Here is a 17,042-nt window from a genome sequence, read left to right as displayed (position 1 = left end):
CATGACCAATTCAACCAATCCGCAACAGGTGGCGAAATCCGCCTCCGCCAAGAAAATGCTGATGAGCGATCTGATGCAAACGGTCGGGATTTTGCCGATATTAATTCTGATTGTGGCGGTATTTGGCGTTATCGCGCCTAACTTCTTCACCGAAAGTAACCTGCTCAACATTACCCGTCAGGCCTCTATCAACATTGTGCTGGCGGCGGGGATGACCTTCATCATTTTAACCGGCGGGATTGACCTCTCCGTGGGGTCGATTCTGGGCACCACGGCGGTGGCAGCCATGGTGGTGTCGCTGATCCCTGAGTTCGCCATGCTGTCGATTCCGGCGGCGCTGATGCTGGGTATGGTGCTGGGATTATTCAACGGTGCGCTGGTGGCCTTTGCCGGGCTACCGCCGTTTATCGTCACCCTCGGCACCTACACGGCCCTGCGCGGCGCGGCCTATCTGCTGGCAGACGGTACAACGGTGATCAACTCAAACATCAACTTTGAGTGGATCGGCAATAACTATCTCGGCCCCGTGCCGTGGCTGGTGGTGATCGCGCTGGCCGTTATCGCGATTTGCTGGTTCATCCTGCGCCGGACCACGCTGGGCGTTCATATCTACGCGGTGGGCGGCAACATGCAGGCGGCACGCTTAACCGGTATCAAGGTATGGCTGGTACTGCTGTTTGTGTATGGCATGAGCGGGCTGCTTTCGGGCTTAGGCGGGGTGATGAGCGCGTCGCGCCTTTACAGCGCCAACGGCAACTTAGGCATGGGCTATGAGCTGGACGCGATTGCCGCGGTGATCCTCGGCGGCACCAGTTTTGTCGGCGGGATCGGCACGATCACCGGCACGCTGGTGGGCGCATTGATTATCGCGACGCTTAACAACGGCATGACGCTGATGGGCGTCTCCTATTTCTGGCAACTGGTGATCAAAGGGGCGGTGATCATCATTGCGGTGCTGATCGACAAATACCGTACCCGACACCATCAAAGTGCATAACAACAAAACCCTACGAGTGAGGAATACAGCATGAGATTGAAGCCCTTAGTGACCGCGCTCTGTGCTGGCGCACTGCTTGCCGCAGCTCCGTTTGCGCAGGCGAAAGACCTGAAATCCATCGGCGTCACGGTGGGTGACCTGGCTAACCCGTTCTTCGTGCAGATCACCAAAGGTGCCGAGCTGGAAGCGCGTAAGCTGGCCGGTGATAACGTCAAAGTGACGCTGGTATCCAGCGGTTACGATCTGGGTCAACAGGTGGCGCAGATTGATAACTTTATCGCCGCAAAAGTTGACATGATCATCCTCAACGCGGCGGATTCTAAAGGGATCGGCCCGGCGGTAAAACGCGCGAAAGATGCCGGGATCGTCGTGGTGGCGGTTGACGTGGCGGCGGAAGGGGCTGATGCAACGATCACTTCCGATAACACCCAGGCGGGGGAAATGGCCTGTAAGTACATTACCGATCGCCTCAAAGGCAAAGGCAATGTGGTGATCATCAACGGACCACCGGTTTCTGCGGTACAAAACCGTGTGGAAGGCTGCCAGACCGAGTTTAAGCGCCACCCGGATATCAAAGTGCTGTCGGACAACCAGAACGCCAAAGGCAGCCGTGAAGGCGGGCTGGAGGTGATGACCTCCCTGCTGGCCGCCAATCCGAAGATCGACGGCGTGTTCGCGATTAACGATCCAACGGCGATCGGTGCCGATCTGGCGGCAAAACAGGCCCAACGCAGTGAGTTCTTTATCGTCGGCGTTGACGGATCGCCGGATGGTGAAGAGGCGCTGAAACGGGAAAATTCTCTGTTTGTGGCGACCCCGGCACAAGATCCACAGGTGATGGCGGCAAAAGCGGTAGAAATCGGCTATGACATTCTACAGGGCAAACCTGCGCCGAAAGAGCCTGTGCTGATCCCGGTGACGATGATCGATAAAAAGAACGTCGGTACGTATAAGGGATGGACGGTTAAGTAACGGTTGGGCGGCCTGATGCCCTCACCCTAACCCTCTCCCACCGGGAGAGGGAACTGTTTTCAAGGAGTCCCCATGAAACGCTCCGAAATCAATGAAATCCTCGGCCATACGCGGCAGTTCTTTTCCATGCACGATGTTCACCTGCCGCCCTTTGCCAGCTTCCAGCCAACCCAATGGCAGCAGCTTGATCAGGGTGCATGGCGTGAAGTGTTCGACCTCAAGCTCGGCTGGGACGTCACCGCGTTTGGCGGTAACAATTTTGCCGCCCAGGGGTTAACGCTGTTTACGCTACGCAACGGCTCCCCCAACGGTATGCCTTATGAAAAATGCTATGCCGAAAAAATCATGCACGTGCGTGACGGCCAGGTCACTCCCATGCATTTTCACTGGCGTAAACGCGAGGACATCATTAATCGCGGCGGTGGCAATCTGATTATTGAGTTATGGAACGCCGGGGCACATGAAGAAACCGAAAATACCGACGTTACCGTGACCATCGATGGCTGCCTTCAGACCCACGCGCCGGGCAGCCAGCTGCGTCTGGCACCAGGGGAAAGCATCTGCCTGACGCCCGGCCTGTACCACAGCTTCTGGGGCGAGCGCGGTTTTGGTGATGTGCTGGTCGGCGAAGTGTCGTCGGTCAATGACGATGAACACGACAATCACTTTTTACAGCCGGTCGCCCGCTACAACAATATCGAAGAAGACGAACCGGCGGTGCTGGTGCTGTGCAACGAATACAACCTGTTTCGGATTTAAGGAGTGAATGATGCCATTAATTTCTCTTGCCGACGGTCTTGAGCACGCCAGGGAACACCATTATGCGCTGGGTGCATTTAACGTTCTCGACTCCCACTTCCTGCGTGCGCTGTTTGCCGCGGCAAAGCAGGAGCGTTCGCCTTTTATCATCAACATCGCAGAAGTGCATTTTAAATATGTGTCGCTGGACTCGCTTGTCGAAGCGGTCAAATTCGAGGCCGCACGGCACGATATCCCCGTGGTGCTTAATCTCGACCACGGACTGCACTTTGACGCGGTTGTGCGTGCCTTGCGCTTAGGATTCAGCTCGGTGATGTTCGATGGTTCCACCCTGAGCTACGAAGAAAATATTCGCCAGACCCGGGAAGTGGTGAAGATGTGTCATGCGGCGGGGGTTTCCGTTGAAGCCGAACTGGGTGCTGTGGGCGGCGATGAAGGCGGCGCGCTGTATGGCCATGCGGATGAAGCCTTCTTTACCGATCCACACCTGGCGCGGGAATTTGTCGATTTGACCGGCATCGACGCGCTGGCGGTCGCGATCGGCAATGCGCACGGCAAATACAAAGGCGAGCCCAAACTCGATTTCCCGCGTCTGGATGCCATTCGCCAGCAAACCGGTCTGCCGCTGGTATTGCACGGCGGCTCTGGCATTAGCGATGCCGACTTCCGCCGCGCCATTGAGCTGGGGATCCACAAAATCAATTTCTACACCGGCATGTCGCAGGCGGCACTGGCGTCGGTGGAACACCGGATGTCACACCGTCAGCCACTGTATGACGAATTTGCCGAGCTGCTGTTGGGCATAGAAGAGGCCATTACCGACACGGTGGCCGAACAGATGCGCATCTTCGGTAGCGCGGGGCGGGCATAATGGAACGTAAAGGGATCATCGCCGCAGGTAATATGCTGGTGGATCATGTTCACCAGATAGTGCAATGGCCGGAGCGCGGCTGGCTGGCGGAAATTACCCACAGCGAGCGCTCAACCGGCGGTGCGCCGTTGAACGTTTTGCTGACGCTGGCAAAAATGCATGTCGGCCTGCCGCTACAGGCGGTGGGGCTGATTGGCGAAGATGGCGACGGGGATTACATTCTGGCGATGCTCGACCAGTATCACGTCAACCGTCAGCGGGTACAGCGCACCACCTTTGCCCCAACCTCGATGTCGCAGGTGATGACCGACCCCAGCGGACAACGCACCTTCTTTCACTCGCCTGGGGCAAACCGCCTGTTGGATCTCCCCGCTTTCGACCGGCTTGATGGCACGATGAAAATCTTCCATCTGGGGTATTTGCTGTTGCTCGACAGCCTGGATATGCCGGACGATGAATTTGGCACGCGCAGCGCGCGGCTGCTGGCTCAGATGCGCGACCAGGGATATGAAACCTCGCTCGACCTCGTCTCCCGTAAGGGCGACCCGCGCTATCAGCCGCTGGTGCTCCCTGCTCTGCGCCATCTCGACTATCTGGTCATTAACGAACTGGAAGCCGGCGAGTTTAGCGGTCTGGAGATGCGCGACAGTAACGATGCCCCGGATATCGCCCACATTGCAGAAGCGGCTGCGCAATTACTGGCAGCTGGCGTCAGGCAGCGCGTGGTGATCCACTGTCCGGAAGGTGCCTGGGGTGAAACACCGGGTGAAGCAGGGAGCTGGATCCCGTCATGGATGCTGGAACAAGAAGAGATCATTGGCAGCGTGGGCGCAGGCGATGCGTTTTGCGCGGGCTTTTTATATGGCTGTCATGAATCGCTGCCGCTGGCAGAGAGTATTTATCTGGCCCACGCCTGCGCCCGGGCAAGCCTGCTGGCCGCCAACGCCATTGATGGCGCGAAGACGCTGGCAGAGTTGCAGATGTTTATCAAAGAGAACCGTTAAGCGGCTTTTTCGTTGTGGGAAACATCGGTGGCAAACACATAACCCAGCCCGCGAATGGTTTTAATCAGCGCTGGCTGATGCGGGTTGGCCTCGATTTTACGCCGCAGACGCATAATCAACACGTCGATAGTGCGATCGAACACCTCGGCGCTTTCGCTGTGGGTAAGCTCCAGAAGCTGCTCGCGGCTCAGTACCCGGCGGGCGTTTTGCGTCAGCGCCAGCAGCAGGCCGTACTCACCCTGCGTTAACGACACGGTATTGCGCTGCGGATCGCTCAGTTCACAACGGGTGGTATCCAGCGTCCAGCCATTGAAGGCGATCCCCGGTGCACGCGGAGCAGCGGCTTCAGTTGCCAGCACGCCAGTGCGGCGCAGTACGGCTTTAACGCGGGCCACCACCACACGCGGGTTAAACGGCTTACCGATATAATCGTCGGCCCCCATCTCCAGGCCAACCACCACATCGGACTCACTGCCAAGCCCCGTCAGCATGATAACGGGCAGCTCCGGGCGCAATTTCTGTAGCTGCAATAACACCTGCAAGCCGTTGATATCCGGCAACATCATATCCAGCAATACCAGCGCAATGTTGGGTTCCTGCTGCGCCAGGCTCAGGGCATCCTGGCCATTATGACAAACCAACACCGTAAAGACGTGCTCGTTAAGCACGTCCTGTAGCAGTTCGCACACTGCGGTATCGTCATCAACCACCAGAATCGCCGGTTTCATCGCATCTTCCATCAGAGCAGTAGAGTTAAGTCTGATCCATTCTGCAATCGGCTCCAGCCAATTCCATTTTTTCGTGATGGAATTTCAATCCAGGTCACATCCCCTGCCCCTTCGACACGTCAATTTTGACGATTGCCTGTTTTTCGTCAGCGTTTTGTCCAGAAATAGGCCGTAAAGTCTGGGTATACCCACAATAAAAACATGGCATAGAAGCTGCATAATAGGTGCAAAGAACTGTTTAACTGGAGCAAAAGCGATGAAAAAAGTCGTCACGGTTTGCCCTTATTGTGCCTCAGGTTGCAAGATCCACCTGGTGGTCGATAACGGTAAAATCGTACGGGCGGAGGCGGCACAGGGGAAAACCAACCAGGGCACGCTGTGCCTGAAAGGCTACTACGGCTGGGATTTTATTAACGATACCCAGATCCTGACCCCGCGCCTGAAAACCCCAATGATCCGCCGCGAACGCGGTGGCAAGCTGGAATCCGTCTCCTGGAGCGAAGCGCTGGATTACGTCGCCACGCGCCTGAGCGCCATCAAAGCCAAGTATGGCCCGGATGCGATTCAGACTACCGGCTCATCACGCGGGACCGGTAATGAAACCAACTATGTAATGCAAAAATTCGCGCGCGCCGTTATTGGTACCAATAACGTCGACTGCTGCGCTCGCGTCTGACACGGCCCATCGGTTGCAGGTCTGCACCAGTCGGTCGGTAACGGCGCAATGAGTAATGCGATCAACGAGATAGATAACACCGATCTCGTGTTTATTTTTGGCTATAACCCGGCAGATTCTCACCCTATCGTTGCAAATCACGTGATTAATGCAAAACGCAACGGGGCGAAAATCATCGTCTGCGATCCGCGCAAAATTGAAACTGCGCGCATTGCGGATATGCACATCGCACTGAAAAACGGCTCGAACATTGCGCTGTTGAATGCGATGGGCCACGTCATTATTGAGGAGAATCTGTACGACCAGGCGTTTGTCGCCACCCGTACAGAAGGCTTTGAAGAGTATAAGAAAATTGTCGAAGGCTATACGCCAGAATCGGTTGAAGCGATAACCGGCGTTAGCGCACAGGAGATCCGCCAGGCAGCACGGATGTACGCGGCAGCAAAAACCGCCGCTATTCTGTGGGGGATGGGTGTAACCCAGTTCTATCAGGGCGTGGAAACCGTGCGTTCCCTGACGAGCCTCGCCATGCTGACCGGCAACCTTGGTAAACCGCATGTCGGCGTGAACCCGGTACGTGGTCAAAATAACGTACAGGGTGCGTGTGATATGGGCGCGCTGCCGGATACCTATCCGGGCTATCAGTACGTTAAGTTCCCGGAAAACCGCGCGAAGTTTGCGAAGGCCTGGGGCGTGGAGAGTTTGCCTGAGCATACTGGCTATCGCATCAGCGAGCTGCCGCACCGCGCGGCGCATGGCGAAGTGCGTGCGGCTTACATCATGGGTGAAGATCCGCTCCAGACCGACGCTGAGCTTTCTGCGGTGCGTAAAGGGTTTGAGGATCTGGAGCTGGTGATTGTCCAGGATATCTTTATGACCAAAACCGCAGCGGCGGCAGATGTGATTTTACCGTCAACGTCATGGGGCGAGCATGAAGGTGTCTATACGGCAGCAGACCGTGGCTTCCAGCGCTTCTTTAAAGCGGTAGAGCCGAAGTGGGATCTGAAAACCGACTGGCAGATCATCAGCGAAATCGCGACCCGTATGGGTTATCCGATGCACTACAACAACACCCAGGAAATCTGGGACGAGTTGCGTCATCTGTGCCCGGACTTCTACGGGGCCACCTATGACAAAATGGGTGAACTGGGGTATATCCAGTGGCCATGCCGCGATGAGTCAGAAGCCGATCAGGGGACGTCGTATCTCTTCCAGGAGAAATTCGACACCCCGAACGGACTGGCACAGTTCTTCACCTGCGACTGGGTCGCGCCAATCGATAAACTCACCGACGAGTATCCGATGGTGCTCTCCACCGTACGTGAAGTGGGTCACTACTCCTGTCGTTCGATGACCGGCAACTGTGCTGCTCTGGCCGCTCTGGCGGATGAACCAGGCTATGCACAGATCAACACCGCCGATGCTGAACGCCTTGGCATTGAGGATGAGGCGCTGGTGTGGGTGAACTCACGCAAAGGCCGCATCATCACCCGCGCGCAGGTCAGTGACCGACCCAACAAAGGGGCGGTCTATATGACCTACCAGTGGTGGATCGGTGCTTGTAACGAACTGGTGACGGAGAACTTAAGCCCGATAACCAAAACTCCGGAGTATAAATACTGCGCCGTGCGCGTAGAGCCGATTGTCGATCAACATGCTGCCGAACAGTATGTCATCGACGAATATAACAAGCTGAAAGCCCGTCTGCGTGAAAGTGCAATGGGGTGAAGCCGTTAATTAATCGGTGAATAACAGGGGTGATATATTCACCCCTTTTATATTTCAAATATATATATTTATTTTATCAATATTCATTGCGGAATGCGTTTCGCAGAAATAATGTAATTAACGCAAAAAAGAATTACTTCTTTGCATTTTATTTCAGAGAGATAAGATGTGCGGCGGGTGCTTAAGACTTTCTGTCTTAAGCATTGTTGAGGGACAGAAAGTGGAAAGCCCCGGGAAATCTTCATTTACCCGAGGCTACCCCCTCAACTAACCAACAAGTTGAGGGTAGCCTCTTATTCTTTTTTACACAAGGAGTAAAAGGCATGACGCCATTAAAAACTGTGTTAGGCATTGTCTTTATTATCTGCCTGACCATCGTGATTTTTACCTTTATTAATCGCGGAAGGTTGTGCGAGCTGACAATAAAGAGTGAACATCAGGAGGTGGCGGCGAAATTAGCCTGCCTCGCAGGCTAACCTCATCGGGCGGAACATCTGTTCCGCCCGGCTTGTCGGATGCTGAGGTCTTAATGCACCCGTTTTTTTATTTTGTGCGCACGATTATACTGCGCGGCATGTACCCAGATGATAACGATCCATGAAACCACTTTTTCTGTTGTTGTTCCTTATTACGTCATTCGCTTACGCAGATGAAATTGGCAATCAATACAAAGAGCAAGCCGAGGCCGGTGATGCCCATGCCCAGTATTATCTGGCCGATACTTACTTCAGTTCTGGCGATAGCAAGCAGGCCACGTTCTGGGCAGAGAAAGCGGCAAAAGGCGGGGATATCGATGCGATGGCGTTACTGTCCCAAATCCAGTTTACCCAGGGTGATTACGCTCATGCCAAAGCGCTGGCCCAGCAGGCCACCATTGCGGGCAGTAAGCGCGGTGCGATTATGCTGGCGCGCGTGCTGGTGAACACTCAGGCGGGTAAAACCGATTACCCACAGGCCATCAAATTGCTGCAAACGGCCACCGAAGATATTGATAGCGACTCCGCAGTCGACGCCCAACTGCTGCTGGGGCTGATTTATGCCAACGGTGTTGAAGTGGCCCAGGACGATGCAAAAGCGGCATCCTGGTTCAAACGCAGTTCGTCTTTGTCGCGCACCGGATATGCCGAATACTGGGCGGGAATGCTGTTCCAGCAGGGCGAAAAAGGCTTTATCACGCCGAATAAACAGAAGGCGCTGTACTGGTTAAACCTGAGTTGTTCCGAAGGGTTTGATACGGGATGTGAAGAGTTTGATGCGTTGAGCGGGGAGTAAAATCCCCTCACCCTAGCCCTCTCCCCAAAGGGGAGAGGGAAGAATACGTTACATTACTGATCGGCCGTCTTATCAAAACGACCCAGCACTTCACGTTCATACGCCAGCGCTTTTTTGCGGTCGAATTTGTGTTCCCACTTAGCGATAACCAGCACCGCCAGCGCGTTACCCACCACATTCAGCGCCGTACGCGCCATGTCGAGGATACGGTCAACACCGGCAATAAAGGCCAGGCCTTCCAGCGGAATACCGACGCTGCCCAGCGTTGCCAGCAGCACCACAAATGAAACGCCCGGCACGCCTGCGATACCTTTTGAGGTCACCATCAGGGTCAGTACCAGTACGATTTCCTGCCACAGCGAGAGATCGATACCGTACAGCTGGGCAATAAAGATGGCGGCAATACTTTGGTACAGCGTTGAGCCATCCAGGTTGAAGGAGTAACCGGTCGGCACCACGAAGCTGGTAATAGACGCTGGCGCACCGTAGGCCTCCATCTTCTCGATAATACGTGGCAGCACGCTTTCAGAGCTGGCGGTAGAGTACGCCAGAATCAGCTCGTCCTTCAGAATGCGGATCAGGATCCAGATACTCAGCCCACAAATGCGCGCCACAATTCCGAGCACCACCAGCGCGAAGAACAGGATCGCGAAGTGCACCAGGATAACCAGCTTCGCCAGCGGCCACAGGGAAGCAAAACCGAAGTTCGCCACCGTGACGGCGATGAGGGCAAACACCCCTACCGGCGCGTAACGCATCACCATGTGGGTGACTTTGAACATGGTTTCAGAGATAGAGCGGAATACCGTCACCAGCGGTTCACGGTGCGTTGCTGGCAGGGAAGAGAGCCCCAGGCCAAACAGCACAGAGAAGAAGATGATCGGCAGCATTTCGCCTTTCGCCATTGATGCCACAATGTTGGTCGGCACCAGCGACAGAATAGTCCCCATCAGCCCGTGCGCATGGCTTTGCACATCCGCGGTCGTACTCTGGTATTTCGAAATATCCACGGTCGCCAGCTGCGACATGTCGATCCCGGAACCTGGCTGGAACACGTTCGCCATGGTGATACCCAGGATAATGGCTATCGTCGTGATCACTTCGAAATAAATGATGGTCTTCGCGCCGATACGGCCTAACTGTTTTGCATCGCCCACGCCCGCAATACCAACCACCAGCGTAGAGATAACAATAGGGACCACAATCATCTTGATCAGATGAATAAAAATATCACCTGCCGGAGAGAGCAGGTTCGCAATCAGCCACTCGCGGCTGTCGCTATGATAATGGAGGTAACTCCCCAGCAGGATACCCAGCACAAGGGCTAGCAAGATTTGCCAGGCCAGGCTGACTTTAACGTTTTTCATAGAAACAGACTTCCTCAATGAAGCATCCAGTTCACCAAAACTGCATGAATATGGAAACATACTGAAAGGGTATGAATTGTGTTGCGTTGGTTTATGGGATTTTTTAACGCGGCGTATGAGTATCATTTGTACGGCATCCTGCGCAAGCCTTAAAGAACGAGGCTTTTCACTACAAAAAGGTGCTATGACGCTAATTTGTAATAATTCTTATAAATAACCTTTTGTTATAAAAACGCTTTTTTCCGCACAAATGTGAATAATCCTTCAACTAAATTATTTCCCTTCAAAGTTTCATTCGCTCATTTTTCACACTATTCAAACAATGCGTGATCTGCCGCCCAAATAATAAACAAAGCTTGTAAAGCCCCTACAATTAACGTTTTTGCGACATATTATTAACATCTTACAAGGAGAAAAAAAGCCATGAGCCAAATCCATAAACACGACATTCCCGCAAACATTGCGGACCGTTGCCTGATCAACCCGGAGCAGTACCACGAGAAGTATCAGCAATCCGTCTCCAGCCCGGATATCTTCTGGGGTGAACAGGGTCATATTCTTGACTGGATCAAACCTTATCAGAAGGTGAAAAACACCTCCTTTGCGCCAGGTAACGTCTCCATTAAATGGTATGAAGATGGCACGCTGAACCTGGCGGCGAACTGCCTGGATCGCCATCTTGCCGAACGTGGGAATGAGACGGCTATCATCTGGGAAGGCGACGACGCTTCTCAGAGCAAACACATTACCTATAAAGAGTTGCACCGTGACGTGTGCCGCTTTGCCAACGTGCTGCTGGAGCAGGGCATTAAAAAAGGCGACGTCGTGGCGATTTATATGCCAATGGTGCCGGAAGCGGCGGTGGCCATGCTGGCGTGCGCGCGCATCGGCGCTATTCACTCCGTCATCTTCGGCGGCTTCTCGCCAGAAGCGGTTGCCGGTCGTATTGTCGATTCAAATTCTAAACTGGTGATCACCGCCGATGAAGGCGTGCGCGCCGGTCGCGGTATTCCGCTGAAGAAAAACGTCGACGAAGCGCTGAAAAACCCGAACGTGAAAAGCGTCAGCAACGTTGTGGTGCTCAAGCGTACCGGCGGCAAGATCGACTGGAAAGAGGGTCGCGACCTGTGGTGGAGCGATCTGATTGAAAACGCAAGCGACCAGCACCAGCCAGAAGAGATGAACGCGGAAGACCCGCTGTTTATCCTTTATACCTCTGGCTCCACCGGCAAACCAAAAGGCGTGCTGCATACCACTGGCGGCTATCTGGTTTATGCGGCAACCACCTTCAAATATGTGTTCGACTACCACCCGGGTGACATCTACTGGTGTACCGCCGATGTGGGTTGGGTCACCGGGCACAGCTACCTGCTTTACGGCCCGCTGGCCTGCGGCGCGACCACCCTGATGTTTGAAGGCGTACCGAACTGGCCGACCCCGGCGCGTATGTGCCAGGTGGTCGACAAACACAAGGTCAACATCCTCTATACCGCGCCAACGGCGATCCGCGCGCTGATGGCGGAAGGCGACAAAGCCATCGAAGGCACTGACCGCTCTTCCCTGCGCATTCTTGGTTCCGTGGGCGAGCCCATCAACCCGGAAGCCTGGGAGTGGTACTGGAAGAAAATCGGTAACGAGAAATGCCCGGTGATGGACACCTGGTGGCAGACCGAAACGGGCGGCTTCATGATCACCCCGATGCCGGGTGCGACCCAGCTGAAAGCAGGTTCTGCAACCAACCCATTCTTCGGCGTACAACCTGCACTGGTGGATAACGAAGGCCATCCGCTGGAAGGGGCAACCGAAGGTAACCTGGTCATCACCGACTCCTGGCCTGGCCAGGCGCGTACCCTGTTCGGCGATCACGAGCGCTTCGAGCAGACCTATTTCTCCACCTTTAAAAACATGTACTTCAGCGGCGACGGCGCGCGTCGTGATGAAGACGGTTACTACTGGATAACCGGACGTGTGGACGATGTGCTGAACGTTTCCGGCCACCGTCTGGGTACGGCGGAGATTGAATCTGCGCTGGTGTCGCATCCGAAGATTGCCGAAGCCGCCGTGGTGGGTATCCCGCATAACATTAAGGGCCAGGCGATTTACGCGTACGTTACGCTGAACCACGGTGAAGAGCCGTCGCCAGAGCTGTATGCCGAGGTACGCAACTGGGTACGTAAAGAGATTGGCCCGCTTGCCACACCGGATGTTCTGCACTGGACGGACTCCCTGCCGAAAACCCGCTCCGGCAAAATTATGCGCCGTATTCTGCGCAAAATCGCGGCAGGTGACACCAGTAACCTCGGTGATACTTCAACGCTCGCCGATCCAGGCGTGGTGGAAAAACTGCTCGAAGAGAAGCAGGCCATCGCAATGCCTTCGTAACCCCTCACCCTACCCCTCTCCCCATAGGGGAGAGGGAATAAAAACAACCCTCCCCAAAGGATTTCGCGTTGCAGGAAGGCGGCAAGCGAGAACATCCCCAGGAGCATAGTTCACTATGTGACTGGGGTGGTCGAGTGCGGCCAACGCACCTGCGGCGCGAAAGACGAAGGGGAACCTCTGGAGACTCTGTGATGAATGACCATATTTGTCAGCAGATAGAGAATAGTGCGCACTACAGGGAGCTCGTCGATAAACGGCAACGGTTTGCCTTCTTTCTTTCCATCATCATGCTGATTATTTACGTCGGCTTTATTCTGCTTATCGCCTTTGCCCCGCACTGGCTCGGCACCCCGCTGCATGAAGGGACCAGCGTCACGCGCGGGATCCCTATTGGCATTGGCGTGATTGTCATTTCGTTTGTGTTGACCGGCGTGTATGTCTGGCGCGCGAACGGCGAGTTTGATCGTCTTAATAAAGCAGTCCTGCGTGAGGTAAAAGCATCATGAAGCGAGTCCTGACGGCGCTTGCCGCCACACTTCCCTTTGCGGCAAACGCAGCCGATGCCATTACCGGCGAAGTCCAACGCCAGCCAACTAACTGGCAGGCGATCATCATGTTCCTGATTTTCGTGCTGTTGACGCTCTATATCACGTACTGGGCGTCGAAACGCGTACGCTCGCGTAATGATTACTACACCGCGGGCGGCAACATTACCGGCTTCCAGAACGGGCTGGCGATTGCCGGTGACTTTATGTCTGCCGCATCGTTCCTCGGGATCTCGGCGCTGGTTTACACCTCCGGTTATGACGGCCTGATTTACTCCCTCGGCTTCCTCGTGGGCTGGCCAATCATTCTGTTCCTGATTGCCGAACGCTTGCGTAACCTCGGGCGTTTCACCTTTGCTGATGTGGCATCGTATCGCCTGAAACAAGGCCCGATTCGTATTCTCTCTGCCTGCGGATCGCTGGTGGTTGTGGCGCTGTATCTGATTGCCCAGATGGTGGGTGCAGGCAAGCTTATCGAACTGCTGTTCGGCCTGAACTACCACGTTGCGGTAGTGCTGGTCGGTGTGCTGATGGTGATGTACGTGCTGTTCGGCGGGATGCTTGCGACCACCTGGGTACAAATCATCAAAGCCGTGCTGCTGCTGTTCGGCGCAAGCTTTATGGCCTTTATGGTCATGAAGCACGTTGGTTTCAGCTTCAATAACCTGTTTACCGAAGCGATGGCGGTGCACCCGAAAGGGGAAGCGATCATGAGCCCGGGTGGGCTGGTGAAAGACCCGATATCGGCGCTCTCTCTCGGCCTGGGTCTGATGTTTGGTACCGCGGGTTTACCGCATATCCTGATGCGTTTCTTCACGGTGTCAGATGCGCGTGAAGCGCGTAAGAGCGTCTTCTATGCCACCGGTTTTATGGGTTACTTCTACATCCTGACCTTTATCATCGGTTTTGGTGCCATCATGCTGGTAGGGGCCAACCCGGCGTTTAAAGATGCTGCGGGCGCGCTGATTGGCGGTAACAACATGGCGGCGGTGCATCTGGCCGACGCGGTGGGCGGTAACCTGTTCCTCGGCTTTATCTCTGCCGTGGCCTTTGCCACCATCCTTGCGGTGGTTGCCGGGCTGACGCTGGCCGGTGCGTCGGCGGTTTCGCATGACCTGTATGCCAACGTCTTCCGTAAAGGGGCCAGCGAGCGCGATGAGCTGAAAGTCTCCAAAATCACGGTGCTGGTGCTGGGTGTTGTGGCTATCCTGCTGGGCATTTTGTTCGAGAAACAGAACATCGCCTTTATGGTGGGGCTGGCCTTCTCGATTGCAGCAAGCTGCAACTTCCCGATTATCCTGCTCTCTATGTACTGGTCAAAACTGACCACCCGTGGTGCGATGATTGGTGGCTGGCTGGGTCTGCTGACGGCGGTGATCCTGATGATCCTCGGCCCGACGATTTGGGTGCAGATCCTCGGTCACGAGAAAGCCATCTTCCCGTATGAGTACCCGGCGCTGTTCTCTATCGCCGTGGCGTTTATCGGTATCTGGGTCTTCTCCGCAACCGATAACACAGCGGAGGGGAACCTGGAACGCGAAAAATTCCGCGCCCAGTTTATCCGTTCGCAAACCGGCCTGGGCGTCGAACAAGGCCGCGCGCACTAACCTGCTCTTCCTCCCCGGCCATCCGGCCGGGGAGTTTAAAACATCACCCACGCCACCAGCGGCGCAATCAGCACCATCACCACGCCCGACAGCATCATCACCAGGCTTGCAACCACGCCCTCCTGCTGACCCAGTTCGTAAGAACGTGCGGTTCCTGCACCGTGAGAAGCCGCGCCAAACCCGGCCCCTTTTGCCATCCCTTCGCGGATAGACAAGCGCAGAAACAGCATATCGCCTACCGCCATGCCGAAGACTCCGGTGACGACGACAAACAGCGCCACCAGATCCGGCTGCCCGCCGAGCGGTTTGGCCGCCGCCAGTGCAAACGGCGTGGTCACCGACCGCACGGCCAGGCTGCGCTGAATTTCATCCGACAGGGTAAACAACCGCGCCAGCCAGACCGAGCTGCACACCGCCACCACCGTGGCGGTAATCACGCCCGCACTCAGCGACATCCAGTGGCGTTTGATAATCGCCAGGTTGTCGTACACCGGCACCGCAAAAGCGATAGTCGCCGGACCGAGCAGCCACAGCAGCCAGTGGGATTCACCAATGTAGTTCTGCCAGGAGATGTGCCCGAACACCAGCATCAGTACCAGCAGGATCGGCGTGAACACCAGCGGCATCAGCGGCAGGGCGTGAAAGCGGCGATACAGACGCTTGTTGGCAAAGTAGATAACCAGGGTGGCAATCAGGCACAGCACGCTTATCTGAAAGTTAGTCATGCTTCTGCCTGCTGATTTCAAAGCGATAGACTTTATCCACCACCCAGGCCGTTGCGCCCAGCACCATCAGCGTGCTCAGGGCGATCACAGCAAAAATGCGCCAGCCGTCGACCATCAGTAGTTGCGCGTAGTTCACTACCGCCACCACCGCCGGGACAAAGAACAGCAGCATTTCTGCCAGCAACCAGCGTGCGCCGGCGCGGACCCAGTTGAGGGGAACAACGCGGCAAAGAATGAGCGTCAGCATCAGCACCATCCCGACCAGATTGGCAGGCAGAGGCAGGTGTAACCAGCTGACAAGATATTCCGCGAAAACAAACAGCGCGGCATAGAGCAGTACCTGAACCGGTACCTGAAGTCGTTGCACAACGGCAGGCGTAACACGACTTAACGCCACGGCCATGGGTGATTTCCTCAAAAATGCGATGAAGCGCCAGTATAGTGACCACACGTAATGGACTGAAATGAATTAAAATCATCAAATACATAGTTTCGAGGAATAATCATGGACATAAGAACGCTGCGCTATTTTGTCGAAGTGGTTCGCCAGCAGAGTTTTACCCGCGCAGCGGAGAAGTTATTTGTCACCCAACCTACCATCAGCAAGATGCTGAAAAACCTCGAAGATGAACTGAATTGTACGCTGCTTATTCGCGACGGCCGCAAGCTGCTGCTGACCGATACCGGCCGCGTGGTGTTTGAACGCGGGCTGGCTATCCTGGCGGAGTTTCGCCAGCTAGAAGCGGAGCTTGGTGATATTAACCATCTGACCAAAGGGCTGCTGCGTCTGGGCATCCCGCCCATGGTGGGGATGATGATGGCCGGGCCCATCAGCCTGTTCCGCCAGCGCTACCCTGGCGTAGAGCTGAAAATTTCCGAATTCGGCGGCTTAACCGTGCAGCAGGCTGTCACCAACGGTGAGCTGGACGTGGCGATGACTGCGCTTCCCGTTGAGGAAGAGAGCGGGCTGGCCACCCTGCCGCTCTTTAGTCATCCGCTGTGCGTGCTGGTGCCACGCTCCGGCGACTGGCTGAAGATAGATTCGGTAAAACCCGAACTGCTGGGCGAGCACCCGCTGCTTATCTACAACGAAGATTTTGCCCTTAGCCGTCAGTTGATGGCGCTGTTTAACCAGCACAACGTGAAACCGCGCATTGCGGTGCGAAGCGGTCAGTGGGACTTTCTGGCGGCCATGGTTCAGGCAGGCGTGGGGATTGCGATTTTACCGCAGCCTATCTGCGAGCGGCTGGATAAAAACACCCTGCGCTGGATCCCGCTGGAGAGCGATTTGCACTGGCAGCTAGGAATGATTTGGCGCGAAGGGGTTTATTTGTCGCACAGCGCGCAGGCGTGGCTGAAGTGTTGTGAGGGGTTTTGGGTCCAGTCTGAATAGTGCCCCTTCCCCCTCT

At 55.3% G+C, this 17,042-nt stretch carries 16 protein-coding genes; 12 read left to right on the top strand and 4 right to left on the bottom strand.

The window, feature by feature from the left end:
* The first annotated feature begins 1 nt into the window (after position 1).
* From F3J30_RS19610 to F3J30_RS19590, 5 genes are all read left to right on the top strand, one after another.
* Positions 2–997, top strand: a complete 996-nt coding sequence (locus tag F3J30_RS19610) for a ribose ABC transporter permease (protein WP_166718281.1) — start codon at positions 2–4, stop codon at positions 995–997.
* A 30-nt stretch (positions 998–1,027) separates the two neighbouring features.
* Complete coding sequence (locus F3J30_RS19605; RefSeq protein ID WP_166718280.1) at positions 1,028–1,969, top strand: ABC transporter substrate-binding protein; 942 nt, start codon at positions 1,028–1,030, stop codon at positions 1,967–1,969.
* 72 nt (positions 1,970–2,041) lie between these two features.
* Positions 2,042–2,728 carry a D-lyxose/D-mannose family sugar isomerase gene (locus F3J30_RS19600; protein ID WP_166718279.1) on the top strand — a complete coding sequence of 229 codons (687 nt, stop codon included), beginning with the start codon at positions 2,042–2,044 and terminating at the stop codon, positions 2,726–2,728.
* 10 nt (positions 2,729–2,738) lie between these two features.
* Positions 2,739–3,599 (top strand): ketose 1,6-bisphosphate aldolase, encoded by an 861-nt coding sequence (locus F3J30_RS19595; protein ID WP_166718352.1) that lies wholly within the window; start codon positions 2,739–2,741, stop codon positions 3,597–3,599.
* Positions 3,596–4,603, top strand: a complete 1,008-nt coding sequence (locus tag F3J30_RS19590) for a carbohydrate kinase family protein (protein WP_166718351.1) — start codon at positions 3,596–3,598, stop codon at positions 4,601–4,603. The genes F3J30_RS19595 and F3J30_RS19590 overlap by 4 nt, the downstream gene beginning before the upstream one ends.
* On the opposite strand, the gene F3J30_RS19585 is transcribed toward F3J30_RS19590, so the two are convergent.
* Positions 4,600–5,331: a response regulator transcription factor gene (locus tag F3J30_RS19585; RefSeq protein WP_014068544.1), complete on the bottom strand. Its 732-nt coding sequence runs from the start codon at positions 5,329–5,331 to the stop codon at positions 4,600–4,602. The genes F3J30_RS19590 and F3J30_RS19585 overlap by 4 nt on opposite strands.
* A gap of 256 nt (positions 5,332–5,587) precedes the next feature.
* Here F3J30_RS19585 and F3J30_RS19580 point away from each other — a divergent pair, with 256 nt between their 5' ends.
* From F3J30_RS19580 to F3J30_RS19570, 3 genes are all read left to right on the top strand, one after another.
* Positions 5,588–7,735, top strand: coding sequence for a formate dehydrogenase H subunit alpha, selenocysteine-containing (locus F3J30_RS19580; protein WP_014068543.1), 2,148 nt, complete (start codon positions 5,588–5,590; stop codon positions 7,733–7,735).
* A 323-nt stretch (positions 7,736–8,058) separates the two neighbouring features.
* Positions 8,059–8,211: a Hok/Gef family protein gene (locus F3J30_RS19575; RefSeq protein ID WP_166718278.1), complete on the top strand. Its 153-nt coding sequence runs from the start codon at positions 8,059–8,061 to the stop codon at positions 8,209–8,211.
* 121 nt (positions 8,212–8,332) lie between these two features.
* Entirely contained in the window at positions 8,333–9,007 is a 675-nt protein-coding gene (locus F3J30_RS19570) for a tetratricopeptide repeat protein (protein WP_166718277.1), read from the top strand.
* Between the two features lie 53 nt (positions 9,008–9,060).
* Here the strand turns inward: F3J30_RS19570 and gltP are convergent, their stop codons facing one another.
* Positions 9,061–10,374, bottom strand: a complete 1,314-nt coding sequence (gene gltP / locus F3J30_RS19565) for a glutamate/aspartate:proton symporter GltP (protein WP_041161982.1) — start codon at positions 10,372–10,374, stop codon at positions 9,061–9,063.
* 423 nt (positions 10,375–10,797) lie between these two features.
* On the opposite strand from gltP, the gene acs reads away from it, so the two are divergent.
* The 3 genes from acs to actP all read left to right on the top strand — a co-directional run bounded on the left by acs (position 10,798) and on the right by actP (position 14,908).
* Positions 10,798–12,756, top strand: coding sequence for an acetate--CoA ligase (acs, locus tag F3J30_RS19560; RefSeq protein ID WP_166718276.1), 1,959 nt, complete (start codon positions 10,798–10,800; stop codon positions 12,754–12,756).
* 191 nt (positions 12,757–12,947) lie between these two features.
* Positions 12,948–13,262, top strand: a complete 315-nt coding sequence (locus F3J30_RS19555; protein WP_014068538.1) for a DUF485 domain-containing protein — start codon at positions 12,948–12,950, stop codon at positions 13,260–13,262.
* Positions 13,259–14,908, top strand: coding sequence for a cation/acetate symporter ActP (actP, locus tag F3J30_RS19550; RefSeq protein ID WP_166718275.1), 1,650 nt, complete (start codon positions 13,259–13,261; stop codon positions 14,906–14,908). The genes F3J30_RS19555 and actP overlap by 4 nt, the downstream gene beginning before the upstream one ends.
* Before the next feature lie 35 nt (positions 14,909–14,943).
* Here actP and F3J30_RS19545 read toward each other — a convergent pair whose 3' ends face one another.
* Both F3J30_RS19545 and F3J30_RS19540 read right to left on the bottom strand, forming a co-directional pair.
* Positions 14,944–15,633: an LrgB family protein gene (locus F3J30_RS19545; protein WP_014068536.1), complete on the bottom strand. Its 690-nt coding sequence runs from the start codon at positions 15,631–15,633 to the stop codon at positions 14,944–14,946.
* The gene (locus tag F3J30_RS19540) at positions 15,626–16,036 is read right to left on the bottom strand and encodes a CidA/LrgA family protein (RefSeq protein ID WP_166718274.1); all 411 of its coding nucleotides are present in this window, start codon (positions 16,034–16,036) and stop codon (positions 15,626–15,628) included. Before F3J30_RS19540 ends, F3J30_RS19545 begins: the two co-directional genes overlap by 8 nt.
* 102 nt (positions 16,037–16,138) lie before the next feature.
* Between F3J30_RS19540 and F3J30_RS19535 the strand changes: the two genes are divergently transcribed.
* A complete protein-coding gene (locus tag F3J30_RS19535) occupies positions 16,139–17,026 on the top strand; it encodes a LysR family transcriptional regulator (protein ID WP_014068534.1) in 888 nt (295 codons plus the stop codon).
* The last annotated feature ends 16 nt before the right edge of the window (positions 17,027–17,042 follow it).

This window comes from Enterobacter sp. Tr-810 (assembly GCF_011752765.1).
GTDB classification, from domain to species: domain Bacteria; phylum Pseudomonadota; class Gammaproteobacteria; order Enterobacterales; family Enterobacteriaceae; genus Enterobacter; species Enterobacter soli.
The sequence above is the reverse complement of the archived record's forward strand: the minus strand, read 5'-3'. Positions and strand labels throughout refer to the sequence as shown.

Coding starts and splice junctions, on each gene's coding strand:
- F3J30_RS19585 (WP_014068544.1), bottom strand. CDS start 5,331: ATGAAACCGGCGATTCTGGTGGTTGATGACGATACCGCAGTGTGCGAA.
- F3J30_RS19595 (WP_166718352.1), top strand. CDS start 2,739: ATGCCATTAATTTCTCTTGCCGACGGTCTTGAGCACGCCAGGGAACAC.
- F3J30_RS19575 (WP_166718278.1), top strand. CDS start 8,059: ATGACGCCATTAAAAACTGTGTTAGGCATTGTCTTTATTATCTGCCTG.
- F3J30_RS19540 (WP_166718274.1), bottom strand. CDS start 16,036: ATGGCCGTGGCGTTAAGTCGTGTTACGCCTGCCGTTGTGCAACGACTT.
- F3J30_RS19535 (WP_014068534.1), top strand. CDS start 16,139: ATGGACATAAGAACGCTGCGCTATTTTGTCGAAGTGGTTCGCCAGCAG.
- F3J30_RS19605 (WP_166718280.1), top strand. CDS start 1,028: ATGAGATTGAAGCCCTTAGTGACCGCGCTCTGTGCTGGCGCACTGCTT.
- gltP (WP_041161982.1), bottom strand. CDS start 10,374: ATGAAAAACGTTAAAGTCAGCCTGGCCTGGCAAATCTTGCTAGCCCTT.
- F3J30_RS19600 (WP_166718279.1), top strand. CDS start 2,042: ATGAAACGCTCCGAAATCAATGAAATCCTCGGCCATACGCGGCAGTTC.
- F3J30_RS19570 (WP_166718277.1), top strand. CDS start 8,333: ATGAAACCACTTTTTCTGTTGTTGTTCCTTATTACGTCATTCGCTTAC.
- F3J30_RS19610 (WP_166718281.1), top strand. CDS start 2: ATGACCAATTCAACCAATCCGCAACAGGTGGCGAAATCCGCCTCCGCC.
- F3J30_RS19555 (WP_014068538.1), top strand. CDS start 12,948: ATGAATGACCATATTTGTCAGCAGATAGAGAATAGTGCGCACTACAGG.
- acs (WP_166718276.1), top strand. CDS start 10,798: ATGAGCCAAATCCATAAACACGACATTCCCGCAAACATTGCGGACCGT.
- actP (WP_166718275.1), top strand. CDS start 13,259: ATGAAGCGAGTCCTGACGGCGCTTGCCGCCACACTTCCCTTTGCGGCA.
- F3J30_RS19545 (WP_014068536.1), bottom strand. CDS start 15,633: ATGACTAACTTTCAGATAAGCGTGCTGTGCCTGATTGCCACCCTGGTT.